Origin of the sequence: Caballeronia sp. J97, assembly GCF_905220305.1 — a bacterium.
GTDB lineage: Bacteria > Pseudomonadota > Gammaproteobacteria > Burkholderiales > Burkholderiaceae > Caballeronia.
Map to the genome: position 1 here is coordinate 168,718 of NZ_CAJMZL010000004.1, position 20,644 is coordinate 189,361.

Annotated in this window: 22 protein-coding genes; 14 read left to right on the top strand and 8 right to left on the bottom strand. The window is 64.2% G+C overall.

From position 1 onward, the window contains the following. Positions 1-2 precede the first annotated feature (2 nt). Positions 3-1,346, top strand: a complete 1,344-nt coding sequence (locus U4Y90_RS09045) for a sigma-54 dependent transcriptional regulator (protein ID WP_321794232.1) — start codon at positions 3-5, stop codon at positions 1,344-1,346. 51 nt (positions 1,347-1,397) lie between these two features. On the opposite strand, the gene U4Y90_RS09050 is transcribed toward U4Y90_RS09045, so the two are convergent. Then, positions 1,398-1,934, bottom strand: coding sequence for a peroxiredoxin family protein (locus U4Y90_RS09050; RefSeq protein WP_086966009.1), 537 nt, complete (start codon positions 1,932-1,934; stop codon positions 1,398-1,400). A gap of 152 nt (positions 1,935-2,086) precedes the next feature. Here U4Y90_RS09050 and U4Y90_RS09055 point away from each other — a divergent pair, with 152 nt between their 5' ends. Further along, positions 2,087-2,689 (top strand): hypothetical protein, encoded by a 603-nt coding sequence (locus U4Y90_RS09055; RefSeq protein WP_321794233.1) that lies wholly within the window; start codon positions 2,087-2,089, stop codon positions 2,687-2,689. A 380-nt stretch (positions 2,690-3,069) separates the two neighbouring features. Here U4Y90_RS09055 and U4Y90_RS09060 read toward each other — a convergent pair whose 3' ends face one another. Then, a complete protein-coding gene (locus tag U4Y90_RS09060) occupies positions 3,070-4,611 on the bottom strand; it encodes a YifB family Mg chelatase-like AAA ATPase (RefSeq protein ID WP_321794234.1) in 1,542 nt (513 codons plus the stop codon). Between the two features lie 94 nt (positions 4,612-4,705). Beyond that, complete coding sequence (locus U4Y90_RS09065; RefSeq protein WP_321794235.1) at positions 4,706-4,969, bottom strand: accessory factor UbiK family protein; 264 nt, start codon at positions 4,967-4,969, stop codon at positions 4,706-4,708. 392 nt (positions 4,970-5,361) lie between these two features. Between U4Y90_RS09065 and U4Y90_RS09070 the strand changes: the two genes are divergently transcribed. The 7 genes from U4Y90_RS09070 (at position 5,362) to ptsP (ending at position 12,916) form a co-directional block, all read left to right on the top strand. After that, a complete protein-coding gene (locus U4Y90_RS09070; protein ID WP_014190273.1) occupies positions 5,362-5,700 on the top strand; it encodes a P-II family nitrogen regulator in 339 nt (112 codons plus the stop codon). A gap of 31 nt (positions 5,701-5,731) precedes the next feature. Beyond that, a complete protein-coding gene (locus U4Y90_RS09075) occupies positions 5,732-7,204 on the top strand; it encodes an ammonium transporter (protein WP_321794236.1) in 1,473 nt (490 codons plus the stop codon). Between the two features lie 340 nt (positions 7,205-7,544). Beyond that, complete coding sequence (gene gshA / locus U4Y90_RS09080) at positions 7,545-8,834, top strand: glutamate--cysteine ligase (RefSeq protein WP_321794237.1); 1,290 nt, start codon at positions 7,545-7,547, stop codon at positions 8,832-8,834. A gap of 62 nt (positions 8,835-8,896) precedes the next feature. Beyond that, a complete protein-coding gene (gshB, locus tag U4Y90_RS09085) occupies positions 8,897-9,853 on the top strand; it encodes a glutathione synthase (RefSeq protein ID WP_321794238.1) in 957 nt (318 codons plus the stop codon). Positions 9,854-10,138: 285 nt separating this feature from the next. After that, positions 10,139-10,627 carry a PTS sugar transporter subunit IIB gene (locus U4Y90_RS09090; protein WP_321794239.1) on the top strand — a complete coding sequence of 163 codons (489 nt, stop codon included), beginning with the start codon at positions 10,139-10,141 and terminating at the stop codon, positions 10,625-10,627. 37 nt (positions 10,628-10,664) lie between these two features. Further along, positions 10,665-10,934 carry an HPr family phosphocarrier protein gene (locus tag U4Y90_RS09095; RefSeq protein WP_321794240.1) on the top strand — a complete coding sequence of 90 codons (270 nt, stop codon included), beginning with the start codon at positions 10,665-10,667 and terminating at the stop codon, positions 10,932-10,934. A gap of 221 nt (positions 10,935-11,155) precedes the next feature. After that, entirely contained in the window at positions 11,156-12,916 is a 1,761-nt protein-coding gene (ptsP, locus tag U4Y90_RS09100; protein WP_321794241.1) for a phosphoenolpyruvate--protein phosphotransferase, read from the top strand. 1 nt (position 12,917) lies between these two features. Here ptsP and U4Y90_RS09105 read toward each other — a convergent pair whose 3' ends face one another. The 3 genes from U4Y90_RS09105 to gpmA all read right to left on the bottom strand — a co-directional run bounded on the left by U4Y90_RS09105 (position 12,918) and on the right by gpmA (position 16,368). Then, positions 12,918-13,667, bottom strand: coding sequence for a molybdopterin-synthase adenylyltransferase MoeB (locus tag U4Y90_RS09105; RefSeq protein WP_321794242.1), 750 nt, complete (start codon positions 13,665-13,667; stop codon positions 12,918-12,920). Between the two features lie 101 nt (positions 13,668-13,768). Beyond that, positions 13,769-15,355: a S41 family peptidase gene (locus tag U4Y90_RS09110; protein WP_321794243.1), complete on the bottom strand. Its 1,587-nt coding sequence runs from the start codon at positions 15,353-15,355 to the stop codon at positions 13,769-13,771. A gap of 266 nt (positions 15,356-15,621) precedes the next feature. Continuing rightward, a complete protein-coding gene (gene gpmA, locus U4Y90_RS09115; RefSeq protein WP_321794244.1) occupies positions 15,622-16,368 on the bottom strand; it encodes a 2,3-diphosphoglycerate-dependent phosphoglycerate mutase in 747 nt (248 codons plus the stop codon). A 183-nt stretch (positions 16,369-16,551) separates the two neighbouring features. On the opposite strand from gpmA, the gene U4Y90_RS09120 reads away from it, so the two are divergent. The 5 genes from U4Y90_RS09120 to U4Y90_RS09140 all read left to right on the top strand — a co-directional run bounded on the left by U4Y90_RS09120 (position 16,552) and on the right by U4Y90_RS09140 (position 19,363). Beyond that, positions 16,552-16,977, top strand: a complete 426-nt coding sequence (locus U4Y90_RS09120) for a rhodanese-like domain-containing protein (RefSeq protein WP_321794245.1) — start codon at positions 16,552-16,554, stop codon at positions 16,975-16,977. After that, complete coding sequence (grxC, locus tag U4Y90_RS09125; RefSeq protein ID WP_321794246.1) at positions 16,974-17,234, top strand: glutaredoxin 3; 261 nt, start codon at positions 16,974-16,976, stop codon at positions 17,232-17,234. Before U4Y90_RS09120 ends, grxC begins: the two co-directional genes overlap by 4 nt. Before the next feature lie 71 nt (positions 17,235-17,305). After that, positions 17,306-17,776 carry a protein-export chaperone SecB gene (secB, locus tag U4Y90_RS09130; RefSeq protein WP_321794247.1) on the top strand — a complete coding sequence of 157 codons (471 nt, stop codon included), beginning with the start codon at positions 17,306-17,308 and terminating at the stop codon, positions 17,774-17,776. A gap of 28 nt (positions 17,777-17,804) precedes the next feature. Next, a complete protein-coding gene (locus tag U4Y90_RS09135) occupies positions 17,805-18,803 on the top strand; it encodes an NAD(P)H-dependent glycerol-3-phosphate dehydrogenase (protein ID WP_321794248.1) in 999 nt (332 codons plus the stop codon). A gap of 29 nt (positions 18,804-18,832) precedes the next feature. Further along, positions 18,833-19,363 carry an O-acetyl-ADP-ribose deacetylase gene (locus tag U4Y90_RS09140; RefSeq protein ID WP_321794249.1) on the top strand — a complete coding sequence of 177 codons (531 nt, stop codon included), beginning with the start codon at positions 18,833-18,835 and terminating at the stop codon, positions 19,361-19,363. Here U4Y90_RS09140 and trmL read toward each other — a convergent pair. Continuing rightward, positions 19,336-19,806, bottom strand: coding sequence for a tRNA (uridine(34)/cytosine(34)/5-carboxymethylaminomethyluridine(34)-2'-O)-methyltransferase TrmL (gene trmL / locus U4Y90_RS09145; RefSeq protein ID WP_321794250.1), 471 nt, complete (start codon positions 19,804-19,806; stop codon positions 19,336-19,338). The two genes, U4Y90_RS09140 and trmL, sit on opposite strands and share 28 nt — an antisense overlap. Before the next feature lie 22 nt (positions 19,807-19,828). After that, a complete protein-coding gene (locus U4Y90_RS09150; RefSeq protein WP_321794251.1) occupies positions 19,829-20,614 on the bottom strand; it encodes a ComF family protein in 786 nt (261 codons plus the stop codon). Positions 20,615-20,644: the final 30 nt, after the last annotated feature.

The following is a 20,644-nucleotide window of genomic DNA, read 5'->3' on the forward strand; positions in this document are numbered from 1 at the left end:
ACATGACCACCGGTTTGCAGGTGATCTTCATCGAGGACGACGAGCTCGTGCGGCGCGCGAGCGTTCAAAGCCTGCAGCTCGCGGGCTTCGACGTGACCGGCCACGGCAGCGTCGAGTCCGCGGCGCGCGCGGTCGACGCGAGTTTCCCGGGCGTGATCGTGAGCGATATCCGCCTGCCCGGCGCGAGCGGTCTCGATCTGCTCGCGCAATGCCGCGAGCGCGCGCCCGAAGTGCCGGTGATTCTCGTCACCGGTCACGGCGACATCTCGATGGCCGTGCAGGCGATGCGCGACGGCGCGTACGATTTCATCGAAAAGCCGTTCGCTTCCGAGCGATTGATCGAAGCCGTGCGGCGCGCGCTGGAGCGCCGCAAGCTCGTGCTGGAGAATCAGGCGTTGCGGCGCGAACTGGCGGGCGCGGGGCAGAGCCGCATCATCGGGCGCAGTCCGGCGATCGAACAGGTGCGCCGGCTGATCGCGAACGTCGCGCCGACGGACGCGTCCGTGCTCATCAACGGCGATACGGGCGCGGGCAAGGAGCTCATCGCGCGCAGCCTGCACGACATGTCGCCGCGGCGCGACAAGCCTTTCATCGCGGTGAATTGCGGCGCGCTGCCGGAGCAGATGTTCGAATCGGAGATGTTCGGCTACGAGGCGGGCGCGTTCACCGGCGCGCAGAAACGGCGCGTCGGCAAGCTGGAGCATGCGTCGGGCGGCACGCTTTTTCTCGACGAAATCGAGAGCATGCCGCTTTCATTGCAGGTGAAGCTGCTGCGCGTGCTGCAGGATGGCGTGCTGGAACGGCTCGGCTCGAATCAGCCGGTGCGCGCGAATCTGCGCGTCGTCGCGGCGGCGAAGGGCGACATGAACGAGCTCGTCGCCGATGGCACGTTCCGCCGCGACCTGCTGTACCGGCTGAACGTGGTGACGATCACGCTGCCGCCACTCAACGAGCGCCGCGAAGATATCGTGCCGCTCTTCGAGCATTTTCTTCTCGATGCCGCCGTGCGCTACGAGCGGCCCGCGCCGCTCATCACGGATCGTCAGCGCGCCGAACTGATGCAGCGCGACTGGCCCGGCAACGTGCGCGAACTGCGCAACGCGGCGGACCGCATGGTGCTCGGCATTCTCGACGGCGGCGGCGGCGCGGCGGCGCTCGATGCATCGACGCAATCGCTCAAGGAACGCACCGAGCAGTTCGAACGCGCCATGATCGCGCAAGCGCTGGAGCAGTGCGGCGGCGCGGTCGCGGTGGCGGCGGATCGGCTGCAGCTCGGCAAGGCAACGCTTTACGAGAAGATCAAACGGTACGGAATCGTCGTGAAAGGCGAGTCGTCCGAGCGATAAAAAAAGCCCGCTGTTGTCGCCAGCGGGCTTCTTCTCCGATTTCGGAAGCGCTCAGGCCGAACCGAGCGCCTTGTCGAGCAGTTGATCCAGTTCCGCGAACGTCGGCTCGCCGACATAGCGCTTCAAAATCTTCCCGTTCTTGTCGATGACGAACGTCGTCGGCGTCAGTTGCACGTTGCCGAACTGCTTCGCGGCGCTGCCGTCGTCCATCGCGACCTTGAACGGCAGGTTGCGCGTCTGCGCGTAATTGCTGACGTACATCGGCGCGTCGTAGTTCATCGCCACCGCGACGAACTCCAGGCCGCGGCCCTTGAACTTGTTGTACGTGTCGATCATTTGGGGCATTTCCTTCATGCACGTCTCGCAGCTCGTCGCCCAGAAATTGACGAGATAGACCTTGCCCTTGAGGTCGCCCGATGTCGAGATCTTCTGTCCCGAGAGAAGCGTGAACGTGGCGTCCGGCACTTTCTGCTGGCCGCCGAACGCGAAATACCCGGTGCAGGCGATCACGCCCGCGACGAGCGCCATCACGATATAGCGCAGCGGGCTCTTGGCGCGCGTGGATGTTTCTTGCGTGGCTTGGGACATGAGGAACCTCGAAATGCTCTCCGGCGAACGGCGGACGCAGCCGCAACGGAGACTGCTGCGTATTTTAGCGCCAATTTCAGGATGAGTTCGTGACGTGCCGATAAGCCGGGCATTGCAGCGCGATAATGATGGTTTTCACGCAGCGGTTCGTCATGAAGCGAGTTTTCTCCGTGTTTCCATTCCATTTTCGACGCGCGGCTTCGCGCTTTCTTCTGAAGATCGTCCCGGCGCGCAGAGTGGTGTGCGCATCGGTCGCATGCGGCGCGCTGCTCGCCTGCACGCCCTCGTACGATTGGCGCACCGTGATGAACAACGACGATGGCTACGAAGTGACCTTGCCCGCGAAGCCGCGCTCCGACGAGCGGAAGATCGAAATCGCGGGCAAATCGATGACCATGCGCATGCAGACCGCCGAAGCGGGCGATGCCGTTTTCGCCGTCGGCACGGTGGTGCTGCCGAGCGCGGATCCGCAATTGCAGCGCGCGACGCTCGATTTCCTTCAGCAGGGTCTCGCGCGCAACGTGAACGCGAAGCCCGAAGCCCGCGCGACGCAGGTCGATCTGGCAGCGGGCGGGCGCGTGTTCGGCAGCGAGATCGAAGTGAAGGGAGAAGGCGGGGAGAGGCGCGAGTCACGGACGATTCACGCGCGCTTCGTCGCGCGAGGCGCGCATGTCTATCAAGTCGCAATCGTGTCAGACAAAGCGCCACCGCGGGAGCAAGCCGAGCAGTTCTTTACATCCTTCAAACTCTTTTAGAGGAAGGCCTCGAATTCTGCACGCGCTGACTTAAGAGGCGTCTTAGTCCATCTGAATAAAGCGAAGTTCCTTCGTAAGTTTACGTGCTAATGCGCGGATTCGTATGGACTTTTTCCGCTATCCACAGTGTCTGTGGATAACTGTGTGGAAAAGAGTGTGCGGTGGCGCTCAAAAGCCCGATGCATGCGGTTTACGTTAGTTTGCCTTCGTTCGTGGCAAGTTAAATAGTTCAATAAAATCAATGATCTGTGAAATAGGCTCAAAATGAGGTATTGATCGGATGAAAAAACGACCCGGATCGTTTCGGTGTGTATAAGTCAAGTCTTGACAAGCACTTTTCCGACTAGCAGAGCGCGGACCAGGCCCCGTCCACGCTGGCTTTATGCAACTAGTACACGCCGATACTGCACCGCCTCGGCGACGTGAGAGGCATCGGGCATGTCCGCGCCCGCGAGGTCCGCGATCGTTCGGACGACCTTCAGCACACGGTAGTAAGCGCGCGCCGACCAGCCGAAGCGCTCGCCCGCCGCGCGTAGCAATGCTTCGCCTGCGGAATCGGGGCGGCAGACTTCGTCGGCCTCGCGGCCATCGAGATTGCGATTGATCTTGCCCTGACGCTGCGTCTGAATGTCGCGGGCCGCCGCGACGCGGGCGGCGACGGCGGCGCTCGGCTCGCCGCGCTCCTTGCCGCGCGCCGACAGTTCTGCGGGCGATAACGCCGGCAACTCGATCTGAATGTCGATGCGATCCATCAGCGGCCCCGACAGCTTGCGCAGATAGCGCGCGGCGACATCCGGCGAACAGCGGCACCGGCCGCCCGGATCGCCACGCCAGCCGCACGGACATGGGTTCATCGCGGCGACGAGCTGGCATGCCGCCGGAAAATCCGCTTGCTGCGCGGCGCGCGAAATCGTGATCTGACCGACTTCGAGCGGCTCGCGCAGGGTTTCGAGCACTTTTCTGTCGAATTCAGGAAGTTCGTCCAAAAACAGGACGCCCAGATGCGCGAGCGTGATCTCGCCCGGCTGCGGCGGATTGCGCCCGCCGACGAGCGCCGCCGAACTCGACGAATGATGCGGCGCTCGAAACGGCCGTCGCCGCCACTGCTCGGGCGTGAAGCCGATCGAACTCGCCGAGAGGATCGCGGCGGAGGTGAGCGCTTCGTCGTCGTTCATCGGCGGAAGGAGGCCCGGCAAACGCGCGGCGAGCATCGATTTGCCCGCGCCGGGCGGTCCGATCATCAACAGATGATGTCCGCCGGCCGCGGCCACTTCGAGGGCGCGTCGCGCGGCGGGATGGCCGATCACGTCGGCGAGATCGGCGCAAGGCGCGGCGACCGGGGGCAGCGGCACCGCGTGCACCGGCATGAGGCGCGCGTCGGGCACGCCGTTCAGATGCGCGCAGAGCGTCGGCAAGTCGGCCGCGCCGAAGACTTCGATGCCGGGCACGAGTGCCGCTTCCGCCGCGCTCGCAAGCGGCACGTAGATTTCAGGGATGCGCGTGGCCGCGCCGCGCATCGAAGCGTAATGGCGCACCGCGCCGCAGACCATCGCGAACGCGCCGCGCATGGGACGCAGCGCCCCGGTCAGTGACAGTTCCCCGGCGAACTCGCGATGTTCGAGCGATTCAGGCGGAATCTGACCGCTTGCGGCGAGAATGCCAAGCGCGATCGGCAGATCGAAGCGGCCGCTTTCCTTCGGCAGATCGGCGGGCGCGAGATTGACGGTGATTCGGCGGACGGGAAAATCGAAGCCGCAGTTCTGCAGCGCGGCGCGCACGCGCTCGCGGCTTTCGCGGACTTCGAGATCGGGCAGACCGACAATGGAAAACGAAGGCAGCCCGTTAGCGAGATGGACCTCGACGACGACTTCGGGCGCGCGCCCAGGAGCGGGCGCGCGGCTGCGTACCACGGCAAGCGACATGATTTCACCTGAAACGGCGCGACGATCGCGCCGGCAATAAAACTAGAAACTCACGGCTCGCTAGCCGAGGTATGCAGTAGGGCGGCGCCGGACTCTAGTCTTGCGCGGCTGAGCTTCCGCCCGCGAGACGCTGCTCCAGTTGCGCGACACGCTTCTCGAGTTCTTCGAGACGCGCACGCGTGCGCATCAGCACTTGCGTCTGGGTGTCGAATTCCTCGCGCGTCACGAGATCCAGCTTCGAAAAACCTTGCGAGAGCATCGCCTTCATATTCCGTTCGACGTCTTTCGCGGGCGAATTCTTGAAGAGATCGCTCATCTTCTGCTGCAGGTCGTTGAAAACGTCGTTGGGCTGCTTCATCGTTTCTCCCTTTTGCACAAAAAAAGTGCATTCATTGTTAGGTCAGTGCTCCGCACTATCGAATGTTCGATATTGGTGCGCGCCTCATGCGACGCGGCCAGGATGCGAAGCACCTTTGGGGCGCCGCGATTTTAGCGCTGCCGCGCCCTCGCGTTGTCCGCCCATGCCCCTTTTTGCGGGACCTTGAGACCACTCTAGCAACGAACCTACCCCGGCGCCAGCACGCGCCGCGCGCGTTGGCCGTTCGGCAGACCCTTCGCGCGAAGGTTTCGCGAAATCGCGCAGACCCGCATGAATACTCGCTTGGCATACGAGTTGCATAAGTGGCGCGACCTTTTCTGCACGCTTCAATGGACGGCATCGAAGGATCAGCACACCACAGCGAGGGATACATGAAGCTCATTACCGCAATCATCAAGCCGTTCAAGCTGGACGAAGCGCGTGAAGCGCTGTCGGCAATCGGCGTCTCGGGCATCACGGTGACCGAGGTGAAAGGCTTCGGCAGACAGAAGGGACACACCGAGCTTTATCGGGGCGCGGAGTACGTCGTCGACTTTCTGCCGAAAGTGAAGATCGAGGCGGCCGTTTCGGACGACATCGTCGATCAGGCGATCGAGGCCGTCGAACGCGCCGCGCGCACGGGCAAGATCGGCGACGGAAAGATCTTCGTCACCGCAATCGAACAGGTCATCCGCATCCGCACCGGCGAGACCGGCGCCGACGCGCTCTAACAAGAAATTGGCGATAAGAGGAACCAGAAGAATGCGTAACTTTTTGATGTCACTGTTGGTGGCGGGCGCGCTGGTCGGCGCGAACGTCGGCACCGCTCTCGCCCAGGATGCGTCCGCTCCGGCCGCTGCCTCGGCACCCGCGTCGGACGCCGCCGCAAGCGCACCTGCCAGCGCCAATACGGCGATGGCGTCTTCCGCGGATGCCGCGTCGGCGGCGGCGGCCGCTTCGGGCGCGTCCGATGCCGCCCCTGCCGCGCCGACCGAGCCGGTCATGATCGATTCGTCGAAGATCAGTTCCGGCGATACGGCGTGGATGCTGACCTCGGTTGCTCTCGTGCTGTTCATGACGATTCCGGGCCTCGCGCTGTTCTACGCGGGCATGGTCCGCAAGAAGAACGTGCTCGCCACGGCGATGCAGAGCTTCGCGATCTGCTGTCTCGTGACGATCCTCTGGACGGTCGTCGGCTACAGCATCGCGTTCACGCCGGGCGGCTCGTTCATCGGTGGGTTCTCGCGCGTGTTCCTGCACGGCATGGCCTACATCAAGGGCGACAAGGCGACAACGCTCACCGTGAGCCATCTCGCCACGACGATTCCCGAGTCGGTCTACTTCGCGTTCCAGTTGACGTTCGCGATCATCACGCCGGCGCTGATCACAGGCGCGTTCGCCGACCGCATGAAGTTCTCGGCGATGCTCGTGTTCATGACGCTGTGGTCGCTCATCGTCTACTCGCCGGTCGCGCACATGGTCTGGGAACCGACCGGCTGGCTCGCATCGGCTGGCGTGCTCGACTTCGCGGGCGGCACGGTGGTTCACATCAACGCCGGTATCGCAGGCCTGATGTGCTGTCTCGTGCTCGGCAAGCGCGTCGGCTACGGCCGCGAAGTGATGGCCCCGCACAACCTCGTGCTCTCGCTGATCGGTGCATCGATGCTGTGGGTGGGCTGGTTCGGCTTCAACGCGGGTTCGGCGGTCGCGGCTGACGGCCGTGCCGGCTTCGCGATGCTCACGACGCAGATCGCCACCGCGTTCGCCGCTTTCGGCTGGATGTTCGCGGAGTGGATCACGAAGGGCAAGCCGTCGGTGCTCGGCATCATCTCGGGCGCGGTCGCGGGTCTGGTGGCGGTGACGCCGGCTTCGGGCTTCGTCGGCGTGACGGGTGCGATCGTGATCGGCATCGTCGCGGGCGTGGTCTGCTTCTGGTCGGCGACCTGGCTCAAGCACAAGTTCAACTACGACGACTCGCTCGACGCGTTCGGCGTGCACGGCGTGGGCGGGATCATCGGCGCGCTCCTGACCGGCGTGTTCGCGGTGAAGGACATCGGCGGCTTCGACGGCAGCGTGCTCGTGCAGGCGAAGGGTGTGCTCGTCACGCTCGTGTACAGCGGCATCGTCAGCTTCGTGTTGCTGAAGATCATCGACATGACCATGGGCTTGCGCGTCACGGAAGAACAGGAACGCGAAGGTCTCGACGTCACGCTGCACGGCGAGCACGTCGAATAAGTCTTGTGCCGCGACCGGCGCGCCGCGAGAGGGCGCACCGGATCGCGTGCAAAGAACGAGCGCAGCGACTTCGCCCGCCTTCATGGCGGGCATTTTTTTTCCGCGGTGCTTTCGTCGGGGTTTCGTCGAACCCAGGTGCGGGAATAAGCGCGGGAATCTATCGGGACGACGGGCGCAAACGAGCGCGGAGGCCGTGCGACAGGGGCCGGAAACCTTGTCGATTGGCGGTTCATCCCCAATTAGGCAAAGCAATTGCTCTACAATCTTTTCCTCCCCTTTGCGACCGGACCTGGCGCTGCAACGCCTTCTCCGGTCTCATGCAACGCACCGCGAGTAATACATGGTTCCGCACCTTGTTACGGCGTTAAGTGGCCCACTGCTCGACCTCGAGCGGAAAATTCTCGAGGCCATGCCTGCGATCGAACGCTGGTTCCGGCTCGAATGGCAAGAGCACACGCCGCCGTTTTACTGTTCCGTCGATCTGCGCAATGCGGGGTTCAAGCTCGCGCCGGTCGACACCAATCTCTTCCCCGGCGGTTTCAACAATCTGCCGCAGGAAGTGCTGCCGCTCGCGGTGCAGGCGGCGATGGCGTCCATCGAGAAAATCTGCCCGGACGCGAAGAATCTGCTCGTCATTCCGGAGCGTCACACGCGCAACGCGTTCTATCTCGAGAACGTCGCGCGCCTTGCGCTGATCATGCGGCAGGCGGGACTCAACATCCGCTTCGGCACGCTCGACGAGAACATTCACGGCCCGGTGACCATCGCGCTCGCGGATGGCCAGAAGATCGTGCTGGAACCGCTCGAGCGCACGCCGCGGCGGCTCGGCCTGAAGAATTTCGATCCCTGTTCGATCCTGCTCAACAACGATCTCTCGGCCGGCATTCCGCCCGTGCTGGAGAATCTGCACGAGCAGTATCTGCTGCCGCCGCTGCATGCCGGCTGGGCCGTGCGCCGCAAGTCGACGCACTTTTCCTGCTACGACGATGTCGCGAAGAAGTTCTCGAAGCTCGTCGAGATCGATCCGTGGATGGTGAATCCGTACTTCGCGCACGTGGAAGGCGTCGATTACGAGGCGCGCACGGGCGAAGAGGCGCTCGCCGAGGCCATCGACGGCGTGCTCAAGAAGATCGCGAAGAAGTATCGCGAATACGGCATCAGCGAGCGCCCCTATGTCGTCATCAAGGCGGATGCGGGCACCTACGGCAAGGGCGTGATGACCGTGCACGACGCGAGCGAAGTCGCCGCGCTGACCAAGCGCGAGCGCACGAAGATGAACGACGCGAAGGAGGGCCTGCAAGTCCACGACGTGATCGTGCAGGAAGGCGTGCATACCTTCGAGCGCGTTGAGAATGCGGTCGCGGAGCCGGTGGTCTACATGATCGACCGGTATGTCGTCGGCGGTTTCTATCGCGTGCACGAATCGCGCGAGCGCGATCAGAACCTCAACGCGCCGGGCATGCATTTCGTGCCGCTCGGCTTCGAGCACACGGCGCTGCCGGACACGCACGCCAAGCCGGGCGCCGCGCCGCCGAACCGCTTCTACATGTACGGCGTGGTGGCGCGGCTCGGGTTGCTGGCGGCATCGCTCGAGCTCGAGAAGACTGATCCGGAAGCGATTCAGGTGTGATCCGGTGCGAAATGACGGCTTAAGGTAAGCTCGCAGACCGCGCACCGAACTAGCGAATTCTCATGAACATCCTCTTTATCGCCGACCCGCTCGATCGCTTCAAGATCTACAAGGACACGACCTACGCGATGATGGCCGAAGCCGCGCGGCGCGGCCACGTGCTCTACGCGTGCGAGCCGCAGCATCTCGCGTGGACGGGCAGCCAGGTCGAGGCGGGCGCGCGGCGCATCGCGATCGTCGGCGACGAGGCGAACAGCGACCGCTGGCCGTGGTACGCGGCCGAGCAGGCCGAGCATTTGTCGCTCACGCATTTCGATGCCGTGCTGATGCGCAAGGATCCGCCGTTCGACATGGAGTACGTGAACGCGACCTGGCTGCTGGAGATCGCCGAGCGCAACGGCGCGCGCGTGTTCAACAAGCCTCAGGCGATCCGCGATCACTCCGAGAAGCTCGCCATCGCGGAATGGCCGCAGTTCGTCGCGCCGACGCTCGTCACGCGCGACGCCGCGCGCCTTCGCGCCTTCCACGCCGAGCACGGCGACGTGATTCTGAAGCCGCTCGACGGCATGGGCGGCATGGGCGTGTTCCGCGTGAAGGCGGACGGCATGAATCTCGGCTCCATCGTCGAGATGCTGTCCGAGGACGGCGCGCGCACGGTGATGGCCCAGAAGTTCATTCCCGAGATCACGGACGGTGACAAGCGCATCCTCGTGATCGGCGGCCAGCCGGTGCCGTATTCGCTCGCACGCATTCCGCAGGGCAGCGAAGTCCGCGGCAATCTCGCGGCGGGCGGTCTCGGACGTGCGCAGCCGCTGTCGGCGCGCGATCGCGAAATCGCCGAGACGCTCGGCCCGGTGCTGCAAGCGCGCGGCCTGCTGCTGGCCGGTCTGGACGCGATCGGCGACTATCTCACCGAAGTCAACGTCACGAGCCCGACGTGCTTCCGCGAGATCATGGATCAGACCGGCTTCGACGTCGCGGGCATGTTCATCGACGCACTCGAACGCGCGGCGCAATGAGTCTGTCGACGAACGGAACGCGCGCGGGCATCGCGCCAAACTCGCTTCTGCGGGACTGTTAGAATTGACTTCCCGGCGCCCGGTTTTCTGGGGCGCAATCGCGTCTCGAATCAGGCTCGAGCATCGAGGCGCAGCCAGGGGTAAGGGTGTCGGAAGGCAGTTGATTTCAGCCGGACCGGCGCCCACTTTAGAGTTATGTTCCGCGCCGCTCGCGCGCATTCGAGCGAACTCGGGCGCAATCGTCTGAGTTTTATCGCTAAATTGTCGCTGGGGCAATATCCTGACATGGCTGGCATCCTGATCATCGCGCACGCACCTTTCGCCACCGCGCTACGCGAGTGCGTGGCTCATATTTACGGCGGTCTGCCGGCGCGCATCGGCGTCATCGACGTGATGCCGGACTGCGATCCCGTGGAAGTCCGCGCGTTCGCGCGCTCCGAGATCGATCGTCTGAAGGAAGACAACGGCGCGATCGTGCTGACCGACGTGTTCGGCGCGACGCCCGCGAACATCGCGGCGAGCCTGCACGACGCCGACGTGCGTGTGCTCGCCGGCTGCAATCTGCCGATGCTGGTGCGCGCGGTCTGCTATCGCGCGACGCCGCTCGACACACTCACCGAAAAAATTCTCCAGGGCGGCTCGAAGGGCATCCAGGAACTGGATTCGTCCACGCCGCTCAATCCCTGCGCCCTTGCGACGAAGGCTGCCGGCTCGCCCGATCCGGCATGCTCGGCGAGCGCCGATCTCGTCAGCGCCAAGGCCGCCAGCCACTGATACCGCTCATTTCATCCATCTAGCGTCTCGGAGCATCATGCTGCAACAAGAAACAACAATCGTGAACAAGTTGGGGCTCCATGCACGCGCTTCGGCCAAGCTCACGCAACTGGCGGGCAACTATCAATGTGAGATCTGGATGAGCCGCAACGGACGCCGGATCAACGCGAAAAGCATCATGGGCGTGATGATGCTGGCGGCGGGCATCGGCAGCACGGTGACGATCGAGACCGAAGGCTCCGACGAAGCCGACGCGATGCAGGCGATCCTCGCCCTGATCGCCGACAAGTTCGGAGAAGGGCAGTAAGTGTTTCGACACACGGTCCTTTCAATCAAAAGCCGCGCATCGACGCGGCTTTTTCGTATCCGCGCGACCCGTTCGCGTAACGTCGCGCAACCGTTCCGGCCGCGACGCGAGCGTGTGTTCAGGGACTTGCCAGTGCAATCGAACTTATAATGGACGCGCGGTTTGTGCCCGCCGAGGGGGCTCCCGGCAGACCGCGACAATCAAAACTAGAGGAGGTGCGCGTGTCGTTCACGCTGCATGGAATTCCCGTCTCGCGCGGTATCGCCATCGGGCGCGCTTATCTGATCGCGCCGGCGGCGCTCGACGTAGACCATTACCTGATCGAACCCGATCAGATCGACGCGGAAATCGCACGATTCCTCGCGGCGCAGGCGGCCGTCCTTTCCGAACTGGAAGCGCTGCGCGAAGACCTTTCCGCCGACGCGCCCAGCGAAATGGGCGCGTTCATCGATGTCCATACGATGATCCTGAACGACGCCATGCTCGTGCAGGAAACCATCGACCTGATCCGCACGCGCCGTTACAACGTCGAATGGGCGCTCACCGAGCAACTCGAAATTCTCGGCAGCTATTTCGACGAGATCGAAGACGAGTATCTGCGCGAGCGCAAGGCGGACGTCGAGCAGGTGGTCGAGCGGCTGCTCAAGGCGCTGGCGGGCGCGCCGACGGCCGCGTCGCTTGTCGTGCACACGGCGGCGAGCAACGGGCACAACGAGATGATCGTCGTCGCGCACGATATCGCGCCGGCGGACATGCTCCAGTTCAAGACGCAGGCGTTCAAGGGATTCGTCACCGATCTGGGCGGGCGCACGTCGCACACGGCGATCGTCGCGCGCAGTCTCGGCATTCCGGCGTCCGTCGGCGTGCAGCAGGCGAGCGCGCTGATCCGGCAGAACGATCTCATCATCGTCGACGGCGATCATGGCATCGTGATCGTCGATCCGGCGCCGATTGTCCTCGAAGAGTATTCGTATCGACAGAGCGAGAAGCTGCTGGAGCAGCGCAAGCTGCAGCGCCTCAAGTTCTCGCCGACGCAAACGCTCTGCGGCACGAAGATCGAACTCTGCGCGAACATCGAATTGCCGGACGACGCGCAAGTCGCCGTCGAAGCGGGCGCGATGGGCGTGGGCCTGTTCCGCACCGAGTTCCTCTTCATGAACCACAAGGACCAGTTGCCGGAGGAAGAGGAGCAGTTCGAGGCTTACAAACGCGCAGTCGAGTTGATGAACGGCAAGCCGGTGACGATCCGCACGATCGACGTCGGCGCGGACAAGCCGCTCGATTCGATGAGCGGCGGCGATGGCTACGAGACCGCGCCCAATCCCGCGCTCGGCCTGCGCGCGATCCGTTGGAGCCTGTCCGAGCCGCAGATGTTCATCACGCAACTGCGCGCGATCCTGCGTGCGTCGGCGTTCGGCCCCACCAAGATCCTGATTCCTATGCTCGCGCACGCACAGGAGATCGATCAGACGCTCGACCTGATCCGCGAGGCGAAGCGTCAACTGGACGAGGAAGGCGTTGCGTATGACCGCCAGGTTCAGGTCGGCGCGATGATCGAGATTCCCGCCGCGGCCATCGCCGTGCGGCTGTTTCTGAGCCGGCTCGATTTCCTGTCGATCGGCACGAACGACCTCATCCAGTACACGCTCGCGATCGACCGCGCCGATAACGCCGTCGCGCATCTCTACGATCCGCTGCATCCGGCGGTGCTGAACCTGATCGCGTTCACGTTGCGTGAAGCGAAGCGCGCGGGCGTGCCGGTGTCGGTGTGCGGCGAAATGGCGGGCGATCCCGCCGTCACGCGGCTACTGCTCGGACTCGGGCTCACCGAATTCTCGATGCATCCGAGTCAGTTGCTGATCGTGAAGCAGGAGATCCTGCGCTCGAATCTGAAGGCGCTCGAGAAGCCGGTCGCGGATGTGCTCGCGGCTTACGAGCCCGCCGAGCTGCAGGCCGCGCTCACCGCGTTGCAGAAGGTCTGAGTCAGCGCGCGCGGCAGACCGGGCAATCCGGCTGCCGCGCGATCTTCATCGTGTTCCATTCCATGCGCAGCGAGTCGAGCATCATCAGCCGGCCCGCGAGCGTCTCGCCGAAGCCGCCTATCACGCGCAACGCTTCGGCGGCCTGCATCGCGCCGATGATGCCGACCGTCGGCGCGAACACGCCCATCGTCGAGCAGGCGACTTCCTCGAACGGCTGATCCGGCGGAAACACGCACGCGTAGCAGGGCGAGTGCGGCGAGCGGAAGTCGAAGGTGCTGATCTGCCCGTCGAAGCGCAACGCCGCGCCCGACACGAGCGGCACGCCATGCGCGACGCAGGCCGCGTTGATCGCGTGGCGCGTCGCGAAGTTGTCGCTGCAATCGAGCACGACCGACTTGCCGGGCACGTTGAGGTCGAGCCATGCGGCGTCCGCGCGCGCGTTCACCGTGATGACCTCGATGTCCGGATTCAGCGCGTTCAGGGTCTCGCGCGCCGATTCCACCTTGGGCGTGCCGACCGATCGCGTCATGTGGACGATCTGCCGTTGCAGATTCGTGAGATCGACGGTATCGGCGTCGGTGAGCGTGATTTTTCCGACGCCCGCCGCCGCGAGATACATCGCCGCCGGCGCGCCGAGTCCGCCCGCGCCGATGATGATCGCGTGCGCGTCGAGAAAGCGCTGCTGCGCCTCGATGCCGATTTCATCGACGAGGATATGGCGGGAATAGCGAAGGAGTTGGTCGTCGTTCATCGCGGGGAGAATCGGCTTGCTCGAACGAAGCATTCTAAGCGCGCAAAAGAGAAAAGGCTTCGCAGCGTCATGCTGCGAAGCCTTCGCGGAACTACGGAAACTTACTTCGACTGCTGCTGCGCGGTCGGCGACGAAGCTGGTTGCGCACCCGACGCCGGCGCGGAACCCGGCGTGGCCGGCAGCGCCGGCTGTGCGACGACCGGAGCGGACGCCGAACGCGGCGGCTTGTTCTGCGCGAGCTTGCGTTCGCTGTACGACTTCGACTCGACGACCTGCTTGCCTTCCAGCTTGTTCAGCCCCTGCTGGAGCATGAAGTCGTCAGAGCTGCCGAACTCGACCGGCTTGCGCTCGCGGTCCTTGCGGCGCTGCTCGGGCGTTTTCTTGTCGTTCTGCTCTTCGAGAATGCGCAGTTGCTCCAGGCGATCCGCCTCGCGCTGCTCCTGTTCCTTCTTCTCGTTCGGATCCTGCGTGTTCGCAAGGTGGTTCGAGTAGTCCACTTCGCGCGTGACGAGCGCGTCGTCCGGATCGCCGTCCGCGTATTGATCCACCGGCACGTCGGGGCGCACGCCCTGGTTCTGGATCGACTTGCCGCTCGGCGTGTAGTAGTAGGCCGTCGTCAGGCGCAGCGCGCTGTCGGCGGTCATCGGACGGACGGTCTGCACCGAGCCCTTGCCGAACGTCGTCTTGCCGACGATCAGCGCGCGATGATGATCCTGCAGCGCGCCCGCGACGATCTCGGAAGCCGACGCCGAATAGGCGTTGGTCAGCACGACCATCGGCACCTTCTTGAAGATGTCCGGCACGCTCTTCAACGGGTCGGAATCGAAGGACGGCAGGCGGTAGTTGTCATAGGTGTCGCGGAAGGTCTGCTTCGCGTCCGCGATCTGACCATTGGTCGACACGACCACCGCGTTATCCGGCAAGAACGCGCCCGCTACGCCGACCGCGCTTTGCAGCAAGCCGCCGCCGTTGTTGCGCAGGTCGAGCACGAGGCCCTTCAGGTTCGGCTGCTGGCGCGCGAGATCCTGCAGCTTCGCGGCGAGATCCGGCACCGTGCGCTCCTGGAAGCTCGTGATGCGAATGTAGCCGTAGCCCGGCTCCGGCACCTTCATCTTCACCGACTGCACGCGGATCAAGGCGCGCGTGACGGTGAGCGGGAACGTGCGGTCGTCGCTCTTGCGGAAGATCGTGAGCGTGACCTTCGTGCCCGGCTCGCCGCGCATCTGCTTCACGGCTTTATCCAGCGTCATGCCGCGCACCGGCTTGTCGTTGATGCGCGTGATCAGGTCGCCCGGACGGATGCCGGCGCGGAACGCGGGTGTGTCTTCGATCGGCGAAATGACCTTGATCAGCCCGTCTTCCGAGGAAATCTCGATGCCGAGGCCCGCGAAACGGCCCTTGGTCTGCTCCTGGAGTTCTTCGTAATCGGTCTTGTCGAGGTAGGACGAGTGCGGGTCGAGGCTCGACACCATGCCCTTGATCGCGGCAGTGAGGAGCTTCTTGTCGTCGACCGGTTCGACGTATTCGTGCTTGATCTGACCGAAAACTTCGGCGAAAAGCCGCAATTGTTCGAGCGGCAGCGGCGAGGAAGCGGCTTGCTGTGCGGATGCGGAAATCTGCAGGGTTGCCAGGGCGCCGGCAGCAACGCCGACGGCGACCAGGCCGAAGTTTTTCAGGTTCTTTCGCATAGAGAGTGCGGTCGGAATCGGATGGGCGGCATGGTATGTGACGGGCCAGTATACCCGCTCGCCTCGATTGGCGACTTAAAGGCAACTTAAATGCCTGAGCCTTTGATGCCTTGAAGCGTAAGCTTGCGCACGTTTCGACGGGATTCTGTCGGTGCCGCCGGCGCTTCGTCAGCCGGGCGCCATGAATAGGAAAGGGCGCCGGTCACGGCGCCCTCGCGAGGTGAAACGCTTGCCGGACGGGCTGGAAACCCGCCTGTGCCGGGGCTTCAGCCCGCCTTGCCCTGCTTGGCGACAGCCGCTTGCGCCGCCGCGATGGCTTCCGGATCGCCCAGATAGTAGTGCTTGATGGGCTTCAGGTTTTCGTCGAGTTCGTACACGAGCGGCACGCCGTTCGGGATGTTCAGTCCGACGATGTCCTGATCGGAGATATTGTCCAGATACTTCACCAGCGCGCGGATCGAGTTGCCGTGCGCCGAGATCACGACCTGCTTGCCCGACTTGATGGCCGGCGCGATCGACTCGTTCCACACGGGCAGCACGCGCGCGACGGTGTCCTTCAGACATTCGGTGAGCGGCAATTGCTCGCGGGGCACCTTCGCGTAGCGCGGATCGTCGTACGATGCGCGCTCGTCGCCCGGTTCGAGCGCGGGCGGCGGCGTGTCGTAGCTGCGGCGCCAGACGAGCACCTGGTCGTCGCCGTATTTCTTCGCCGTTTCGGCCTTGTTCAGGCCGGCGAGCGCGCCGTAGTGACGCTCGTTCAGACGCCACGAATGCACGACCGGGATATACATCTGGTCCATTTCGTCCTGCACGTGCCACAACGTGCGGATCGCGCGCTTCAACACCGACGTGTAGGCGATGTCGAACTTGTAGCCGGCTTCCTTCAGCAGCACGCCGGCCTGACGCGCCTCGCGGTTGCCCTGCTCGGTCAGGTCGACGTCGACCCAGCCGGTGAACCGGTTTTCCTTGTTCCACGTCGATTCGCCGTGGCGGATGAGCACTAGCTTGTACATGATTTCGGTCGGTCAGTTGAAAAAGCGGGTGCGCCGATCGCACTCCGTCATCTTGCGCATGCGGACGAAGTGTCGCCATCGGCCGGACGGCGGAGGCCATCGCGGGAAACGGTTATTTTATAATGCCGCGATTGCGCCTATTTCCCTTTCTTCCTTTCCTACTAAATTTCGGCGGCCCTCGACGTGAAGTTTTTCACTGATTACACGAATATCGCACTTATCGTCATCGCGCTCGTTTCCGGCGCGCTGCTCCTGTGGCCCGCCATCTCGCGGCGCGGGCGCGGCGGCATTTCCGCCGCCGAGGCCACCACGCTCATCAACCGGCGCAACGCCGTCGTTGTGGATCTGCGGCCGGCCGCGGAATTCGCGAAGGGGCATCTGCCGTCGGCACGAAATATCGAATTGGCGGAGCTCCAAGCAAAAATCGGCCAGATCGCAAAGAATAAGAGCAATCCGGTCGTGCTCGTTTGCCAAACCGGTCAAGAATCGCAGCGCGCGAGCCGCGCCGTGTCCGAGGCGGGTTACGCCGAGGTCCACGTTTTGCAAGGCGGAGTGGACGCCTGGCAAAAGGCCGGCATGCCGGTGGTGAAACAAGGAGCAGTCAAGTGAAGAAAGTGGTGATGTACAGCACGGTCGTGTGCCCGTATTGCCAGATGGCCGAACGTCTTTTAAAGTCCCGCGGGGTCGAAACGATCGAAAAGATCCTGATCGATCGGGAGCCGGGCCGGCGCGAGGAAATGATGACGCGCACCGGACGGCGCACCGTGCCGCAGGTCTATATCGGCGAAACGCATGTTGGCGGCTACGACGACCTGTCTGCGCTCGACCGCAAGGGCGGCCTCGTGCCGCTGCTCGAATTGGCCTGAAGATATACTCGCGGCGCGCGATTCAGCGTGAATGTGCGCGCGTCGCAAACCGGATTACCTAGGAAATCATTATGTCCGACGATAACAACCAGCCGTTTTTCAACATCCAGCGCATCTATCTGAAGGACATGTCGCTCGAGCAGCCGAATTCGCCGGCCATCTTCCTTGAGCAGGAAATGCCGTCGGTCGAAGTCGAAGTCGACGTGAAGGCCGACCGCCTCGCTGAAAGCGTGTTCGAAGTGCTGGTCACGGGCACAGTCACGGCGAAGGTGGCCGACAAGGTCGCGTTTCTGATCGAGGCAAAGCAAGCGGGCATCTTCGATATTCGCAATATCCCGGCCGAGCAGATCGATCCGCTCGTCGGCATTGCGTGCCCGACCATTCTGTTCCCGTACCTGCGCTCGAACATCGCCGACGCGATCACTCGGGCCGGCTTCCCGCCGATCCACCTCGCGGAAATCAACTTCCAGGCGCTGTACGAGCAGCGTATCGCTCAACTCGCGAGCGCTCAGGAAGGCGCGGCGAACGGCGCAACGCACTAATCCTCGATCTTCCGGACCGGAGCCGAGCATGAAAGTAGCCGTTCTCGGCGCCGGCGCGTGGGGCACCGCACTTGCGGGCCACCTCGCGACCCGGCACGACACGAAGCTCTGGGCGCGCGACGCCGCGCTCATCGAATCCCTTTCCCGCACGCACGAAAACACGCGCTATCTCCAGGGCGTGGCATTGCCGCACGCCCTGCAATTCGAGACGGAGTTTGCCGCCGCGCTCACGCATGCGGCGGCGGACGATGCGCTGTGCGTCGTCGCGACGCCCGTCGCCGGCTTGCGCGCGTTGTGCCGTGCGATGCGGCAGGCCGGCGTCGTGCCGGCGCATATTGTCTGGCTTTGCAAAGGCTTCGAGGCGGATACGCAATGTCTGCCAAATGAAGTCGTCGCGGCCGAACTGCCCGAGCATCGCAGCAACGGCACGCTGTCGGGCCCGAGCTTCGCGCGCGAGGTGGGGCAGGGCCTGCCGGTCGCGCTGACGGTCGCGAGCGCATCGGCGGAACTGGGCGCGCGCACCGTCGCGGCGTTCCACCACGGCGCGATGCGCATCTATACCGGCGACGACGTGATCGGCGTCGAAGTGGGCGGCGCGGTGAAAAACGTGCTCGCGATCGCGACAGGCATCTCCGACGGCCTCGGCCTCGGCCTGAACGCGCGGGCGGCGCTGATCACGCGCGGTCTCGCGGAAATGTCGCGTCTGGGCGTCGCGCTCGGCGGCCGCGCGGAGACCTTCACCGGGCTGACCGGCCTGGGCGATCTCATTCTCACCGCGACGGGCGATCTGTCGCGCAACCGCACCGTCGGCATGCAGCTCGCGAGCGGGCGCACGCTCGACGAAATCCTCGCGGCGCTCGGCCATGTCGCCGAAGGCGTACGGTGCGCGCGCGCCGTGCTCGGACTTGCGCAGTCGCGCGGCATCGAGATGCCGATCACGCAGGCGGTATGCCGCGTGCTCTTCGACGACGTGACGCCGCGCGATGCCGTGCAGGCGCTGCTCAGCCGGGACGCGAAAGCCGAATAGCATCGCGTTCGTCCGCAAGGAGGTGTGCGATGGTCCAGTTCGAAGCCCAAGTCGTCGACATCACCACGCTCGAAGTCGACGCCGTCGTCAATGCGGCGAACACGTCGCTGCTCGGCGGCGGCGGAGTCGACGGCGCGATCCATCGCAGGGCCGGAAAGGCATTGCTTCGTGAGTGTGAAACGCTCGGCGGCTGCGAAACCGGAGACGCCAAAATCACGCGCGGCTACGATCTCCCCGCGAAGCACGTGATTCATGCGGTCGGGCCGCGCTGGAGCGGCGGCAAAAAGAACGAGCCCGACCTGCTCGCGCGCTGCTACCGGCGCTCGCTCGAGCTCGCTCAGGATGCGGGCTGCAAGTCGATTGCGTTTCCCGCGATCAGTTGCGGCATCTATCGCTTTCCGCCCGAGCAGGCGGTGAAGATCGCCGTGCGGACGGTTATCGATACCTTGCCTTCCACGCCTTGCGTGCAGCGGATCGTCTTTGCATGCTTTCAGGACGACATGCTCGCGTTCTACCGGGCTGAACTCGACGCTCAGGCGCCGCCTTCGAAGCCCGTCTGACGCCACGCCTCGAACGTCACGATCGCCACGGTATTCGACAGATTCAGACTGCGATTGCCCGGCCGCATCGGCAGGCGCACGCGCTGTCCGGTCGGAAAGCGCTCCAGCAGTTCGGGCGCGAGGCCGCGCGTCTCCGCACCGAACACGAACCAGTCGCCCGGCTCGAACGCGTGATCGAAGAACGGCGTCGAGCCGCGCGTGGTGAACGCGAACATGCGCGTCGCATCGGGCGCTTCCTTCGCGATGAAGGCATCCCAGTTGGCGTGCACATTCATTTCGGCGTACTCGTGATAGTCGAGACCGGCGCGGCGCATTTTCGCGTCGTCGAGCGGAAAGCCGAGCGGTTCGATCAGATGCAGGCGCGCACCCGTGTTCGCGCACAGGCGGATCACATTGCCGGTGTTCGGCGGAATTTCGGGTTCGACGAGTACGACGTTGAACATGGATTGCTTGTAGAAAAGGTGATTAATCTTTCGGCGTGCGCAGCGCCACGAAATTGCTGACGCGCCGCGCGCCGGAAAGCTTGAGCGTGCGCGCGAGCGCGTCGAGCGTGGCGCCGGAGGTCATCACGTCGTCGACGACGCCGATGTGCTTGCCGCGCACATCGCCCGAAACGGCGAACGCGCCCGCGACATTGCGGCGGCGCGTTTCCTGATCGAGCCGCGATTGCGCCGACGTATGCCGGACACGCGCGACGATCGATGCATCGCCGCGCACGCCCATCATGCGTGCGAGCGGGCGCGCGATGGCCCACGCCTGGTTATAGCCGCGCGCGACGAGTCTCGCACGCGAAAGCGGCATCGGCACGATCACGTCCGGCACCGGCAGATCGCTATCCTCGAAAAGCGCGTGCAGATGCCGCGCGAACGCTTCGCCCACGGCCAGCCGCGCACGAAACTTCAGCTCCACCGCGAGCGTATCGAGCGGTGCGTGATAGTCGGCGAGCGCGAGCGTGTCGTTGAACGCGGGCGGCGATTCAAGGCATGCGGCGCAATGCATGCGTGTGTTTTCGCGTTCGCGTCTCGTCGTCGATGCCGCCAGCGGCAATGCGCACGTCGCGCAGCGCAGGCGCGGCTCGTTCCAGTACTGCGCGTCGCAGCCGTCGCAAAGCAGTTCTTGCGACAAATTGCCGCACAACGCGCACTGGCTCGGCAGCGCGCGCTCGACGAGCCGTTTCGCCGCCGCCGCGAATTCGCGAACGCGCGCTGCGACGGGCGTCCTGAACGAGAGGTGGATGTTGTCGGCTTTCATGACGGCTGGATCGGAAAAATCGCGGCTCGA

Bases quoted from the DNA above. Each gene is read 5' to 3' on its own strand.
- U4Y90_RS09045 (WP_321794232.1), top strand. From the start codon at position 3: ATGACCACCGGTTTGCAGGTGATCTTCATCGAGGACGACGAGCTCGTG.
- U4Y90_RS09050 (WP_086966009.1), bottom strand. From the start codon at position 1,934: ATGTCCCAAGCCACGCAAGAAACATCCACGCGCGCCAAGAGCCCGCTG.
- U4Y90_RS09055 (WP_321794233.1), top strand. From the start codon at position 2,087: ATGAAGCGAGTTTTCTCCGTGTTTCCATTCCATTTTCGACGCGCGGCT.
- U4Y90_RS09060 (WP_321794234.1), bottom strand. From the start codon at position 4,611: ATGTCGCTTGCCGTGGTACGCAGCCGCGCGCCCGCTCCTGGGCGCGCG.
- U4Y90_RS09065 (WP_321794235.1), bottom strand. From the start codon at position 4,969: ATGAAGCAGCCCAACGACGTTTTCAACGACCTGCAGCAGAAGATGAGC.
- U4Y90_RS09070 (WP_014190273.1), top strand. From the start codon at position 5,362: ATGAAGCTCATTACCGCAATCATCAAGCCGTTCAAGCTGGACGAAGCG.
- U4Y90_RS09075 (WP_321794236.1), top strand. From the start codon at position 5,732: ATGCGTAACTTTTTGATGTCACTGTTGGTGGCGGGCGCGCTGGTCGGC.
- gshA (WP_321794237.1), top strand. From the start codon at position 7,545: ATGGTTCCGCACCTTGTTACGGCGTTAAGTGGCCCACTGCTCGACCTC.
- gshB (WP_321794238.1), top strand. From the start codon at position 8,897: ATGAACATCCTCTTTATCGCCGACCCGCTCGATCGCTTCAAGATCTAC.
- U4Y90_RS09090 (WP_321794239.1), top strand. From the start codon at position 10,139: ATGGCTGGCATCCTGATCATCGCGCACGCACCTTTCGCCACCGCGCTA.
- U4Y90_RS09095 (WP_321794240.1), top strand. From the start codon at position 10,665: ATGCTGCAACAAGAAACAACAATCGTGAACAAGTTGGGGCTCCATGCA.
- U4Y90_RS09105 (WP_321794242.1), bottom strand. From the start codon at position 13,667: ATGAACGACGACCAACTCCTTCGCTATTCCCGCCATATCCTCGTCGAT.
- U4Y90_RS09110 (WP_321794243.1), bottom strand. From the start codon at position 15,355: ATGCGAAAGAACCTGAAAAACTTCGGCCTGGTCGCCGTCGGCGTTGCT.
- gpmA (WP_321794244.1), bottom strand. From the start codon at position 16,368: ATGTACAAGCTAGTGCTCATCCGCCACGGCGAATCGACGTGGAACAAG.
- secB (WP_321794247.1), top strand. From the start codon at position 17,306: ATGTCCGACGATAACAACCAGCCGTTTTTCAACATCCAGCGCATCTAT.
- U4Y90_RS09135 (WP_321794248.1), top strand. From the start codon at position 17,805: ATGAAAGTAGCCGTTCTCGGCGCCGGCGCGTGGGGCACCGCACTTGCG.
- U4Y90_RS09140 (WP_321794249.1), top strand. From the start codon at position 18,833: ATGGTCCAGTTCGAAGCCCAAGTCGTCGACATCACCACGCTCGAAGTC.
- trmL (WP_321794250.1), bottom strand. From the start codon at position 19,806: ATGTTCAACGTCGTACTCGTCGAACCCGAAATTCCGCCGAACACCGGC.
- U4Y90_RS09150 (WP_321794251.1), bottom strand. From the start codon at position 20,614: ATGAAAGCCGACAACATCCACCTCTCGTTCAGGACGCCCGTCGCAGCG.